Here is a 3,826-nt window from a genome sequence, read left to right as displayed (position 1 = left end):
ATTCTATTGCCGAAAATCTCTTGAATATAAAATATCTTCAAAGATTTTTGGAATTCTTTTTTCAGCATTTACATCCTTAGAGTACATCCTAATGGGATTTATATCAATCCCACCGCGGCGAGTGTATTTGCAGAGAACGATTAATTCTTTAGGGTCGAGGGCATTTTTGAGATCGAAAAGAATTCTTTCACAACATTCCTCATGAAATTCATTATGGTTTCGGAATGAAACTATATATTTTAGCAGAGATTCCGGAATGATTTCCTTTTCATCCGTTTTGTAAAAAATATAAATCGTTCCCCAATCCGGCTGATTAGTTATGGGGCAGTTTGATTTCAATAAATTTGAATATAGGTAAAATAACTTTTGGGATTTTGATTCTATGGTTTCCAGCAAGGTTGAGTCTTTAGTGTAGGTAAAATTATTTGCAGATTCTCTATTATCAATTAAATTAAAACTGTTTTGTTGAGTAAATGGTTGTGAAAATGATTTTAAAGGATTAATTTGAATATTGATAAAAGGCGTATTGAGAATTGCTTGCAAATCTCTTTCAATAATTTTTCCCACTTCTTTTCGGCTTTGAAATTTCGTCATATTGAAAGAATTAAAGTAAAGTTTAAGCGATTTGCTTTCAACAATAAATTCCGAATCAACGGTATATTTTAGTTGTAAAATTCCCACAAATGGTAATCCGCTTTCATGCAAAAAGGATAACTCATAGCAATTCCAGAGATCGAAACCGGCAAATGGAATTTGCGAGGAATTCCAGCCGATTCGTTCTCGTGCGGTTTTTCGGGGAACGGTTTCCAGCAGTTTCGGATTATATTTATTTGGGTAGATTGTCATAATTGATAAAAAATCCCCTAATCAGTATAGACTTTTTGGTGTGTTTATCATCATCCTGTATAACAAATTTTCAAATCCTTTCCGATTAGGTACATTTTTTTACTATTTTTAACAAATTAATTTATGTCATTAGTGCAGATATTTTCCCAAGAGAACTGCGGAAATAAACTGACTTAAAGATATATAATTTTTGTGCTAATTCCATAGCTGTTTTGCCTAAAAAATCCGATAATTTAATAATGATTAAACTAATTATTTGTTTTACTAAATGGATCAATAATTTTCATTTCTGAAGAAAGCTTGCTGATCATTTTTTTATCTGATGTTATCAGAATTGATTTTTGCTGTAAAGCTGCTGCTCCAATTATTGCATCAGGTATTTTTAAACCTAACTTTTCACGAAATTTCAAAGTAATCTCAGTTATTTCTTTATCAGAATAAATTATTTTAAAATCCTGTAAAAAAACTTGTACTTCAACTTTAATTTCTTCTTTTTTAATTCCGGCAAGTAATTCAATATAAGAAATAAAAGAAATAAACATTTCATCTTCTAGCATAAAATCAGGAAATTTCCCTTTCCCTGATAGTAAATAAATCAGCCCATTTGTATCTAAAAGATATTTCATTATGAGTTCCACTCATTGCGTAATTTATGCTGAAACTCCAACCCATCGGGAAGCCCTTCAATTTTCTTAAAAACTCTTTTACCTTTCTTTTTACGTTTTTCAGCTAAAGGGAAAATGATAATTTCAACATTTTTTCCCATAAATTTTTTCAATTCAGTAATTGTTTCAGAATTGATTTTTTTAATAATTCGTATCGCTTCCATAAATTCTCCTACTATTTAAATTTAAATTTGAATTTTGATTATTTTCTTCTTCGACTATTTTTTCACATTGCTTTTGGAGATACCTTTCGCAAAGATTTTTATCTTATTAATTGAGTTATTATTTTTTTCCTAAAATCTCTTGCTTCAATCTTTCTACAAACTCACTTAAGGAAGTTGAGCCTTGGTCTCCCTTTTTGTGTTTTCGGATTGAAACATTTTCATTTTCAATCTCTTTATCACCGATGATGAGCATATATGGAATTTTTCCTTTTTCTGCAGTCCGGATTTTGTAGCCGATTTTTTCATTCTGGAAATCTACTTCAGCGCGAATTTCTGCTTCACGTAATTGGGCAAGAATTTTATTTGCATATTCAAAATGATGTTCACCGATCGGGATAATCTCTACCTGAACAGGTGCGAGCCACACCGGGAAATTTCCCTCGTAATGCTCAATAAGAATGCCAAAAAATCTTTCGAGAGAACCAAGCAGCGCTCTGTGGATCATAAAAGGACGATGTTCGGAATTGTCTTCACCAATATATTTCATATCAAATCTGTCAGGAAGATTGAAATCAAATTGGATGGTGGTGCATTGCCAAGAACGGTCAATAGCATCTTTTATTTTTATATCAATTTTTGGTCCGTAGAAAACACCTTCGCCAGAATCAACTTTGTAGGGAAGTTCAGATTTATCGAGAGCTTTTTTCAGAGAAGCGGTTGCCATTTCCCAATCAGCATCATCGCCAACGTGTTTGTCGGGTTTGGTTGAAAGAAAAATCTCGTATTTATCAAATCCAAAAGAGCGAAGGAAGAATAGTGAAAAATCGAGTAATTTAAGCACTTCTTTTTCGAGCTGCTTAGGAGTACAAATTATGTGAGCATCGTCCTGAGTAAATCCGCGCACTCGCATTAGACCGTGCAAAGCACCGGAAAGTTCATAGCGATAAACAGTTCCGAGTTCCGAATATTTGATAGGCAATTCACGATAGCTGTGTAATTTTGAATTGTAGATCATTATATGGAAGGGGCAATTCATCGGTTTGATGTAATAATCGGCCTTATCAATTTCCATGGGAGCATACATACTTTCGGAGTAAAATCCGAGGTGCCCGCTAGTTTCCCAGAGATTTGCTTTGCCGATATGGGGAGTATAAACTATGTCATATCCGGCTTTATAATGTTCTTTCTTCCAGAAATCTTCGATAACGTTTCGTATAATTCCACCTTTTGGATGCCAGTGCACAAGTCCCGGACCGACTTCGGGATAGAATCCGAAAAGGTCGAGTTCTTTGCCAAGTTTACGATGGTCGCGTCTTTCTGCGGATTTTAATTTTTCAATATACTGATTTAACATTTTCTTTTTTGGGAACGAAATGCCATAAATTCGTTGAAGCATTTTATTTTTTTCATCTCCACGCCAGTAAGCACCAGAAAATTTTAGCAGTTTGAAGGATTTAATCTGATTGGTTGATTGAATATGCGGACCACGACATAAGTCCACAAAATCACCATCCACGTAGATAGATAGAATCTCCTCTTCAGGAAGATCTTTTATTAGTTCGATTTTATACAGTTCATTTTTAGTGTTGAAAAGTTCTATTGCCTCTTTGCGAGAGAGTTCCCGACGTTGAAAGAAGAAATTTTCATCAATTATTTTTTGCATTTCTGCTTCAATTTTTTCCAAATCAGCGTCTCTGAAAGGAGTTTCCACATCAAAATCATAATAAAATCCATTTTCGATGGCAGGACCAATGGTAATCTTTGCATTGGGAAACAACCTTTTTACAGCCTGTGCCATAATGTGGGCAGTGCTGTGCCAATAGACCTGCTTGCCTTCATCGTCGTTAAATTTATAAAAATAAACCTCTCCGTCTTCTTGAATTTCATTATTCAAATCTATAAATTTATTATTAAATTTTGCGGTGATAATTTCTTTTGCAAAACCTTTGCTTATTTTTTCTGCGATCTGTAATGGGCTTATGCCTTTTTCATATTTTTTTACCGAATCGTCCGGGAATTTAATTTTTATTTCCATAGTTTATCCTTAATATTCTAAATATTTTATGGCAATTTGTTTATTGAGCGGTGTTTATTGTGTCAAGTAATAGAAAAACAAAGAGCATAAAGAAAAAAGTAAAAAGGGAAAAATGA

At 33.4% G+C, this 3,826-nt stretch carries 4 protein-coding genes; all 4 read right to left on the bottom strand.

From position 1 onward, the window contains the following. Window positions 1-3 precede the first annotated feature (3 nt). Complete coding sequence (gene queF / locus U9P79_00840; protein MEA2103177.1) at window positions 4-846, bottom strand: NADPH-dependent 7-cyano-7-deazaguanine reductase QueF; 843 nt, start codon at window positions 844-846, stop codon at window positions 4-6. 248 nt (window positions 847-1,094) lie between these two features. Further along, entirely contained in the window at window positions 1,095-1,472 is a 378-nt protein-coding gene (locus tag U9P79_00835; GenBank protein MEA2103176.1) for a PIN domain-containing protein, read from the bottom strand. Beyond that, a complete protein-coding gene (locus tag U9P79_00830) occupies window positions 1,472-1,675 on the bottom strand; it encodes a hypothetical protein (GenBank protein MEA2103175.1) in 204 nt (67 codons plus the stop codon). The genes U9P79_00835 and U9P79_00830 overlap by 1 nt, the downstream gene beginning before the upstream one ends. A 118-nt stretch (window positions 1,676-1,793) precedes the next feature. Then, the gene (gene thrS / locus U9P79_00825; protein MEA2103174.1) at window positions 1,794-3,710 is read right to left on the bottom strand and encodes a threonine--tRNA ligase; all 1,917 of its coding nucleotides are present in this window, start codon (window positions 3,708-3,710) and stop codon (window positions 1,794-1,796) included. Window positions 3,711-3,826: the final 116 nt, after the last annotated feature.

This window comes from Candidatus Cloacimonadota bacterium, from assembly GCA_034661015.1.
Lineage (GTDB): Bacteria > Cloacimonadota > Cloacimonadia > JGIOTU-2 > JGIOTU-2 > JAYEKN01.
The sequence above is the reverse complement of the archived record's forward strand: the minus strand, read 5'-3'. Positions and strand labels throughout refer to the sequence as shown.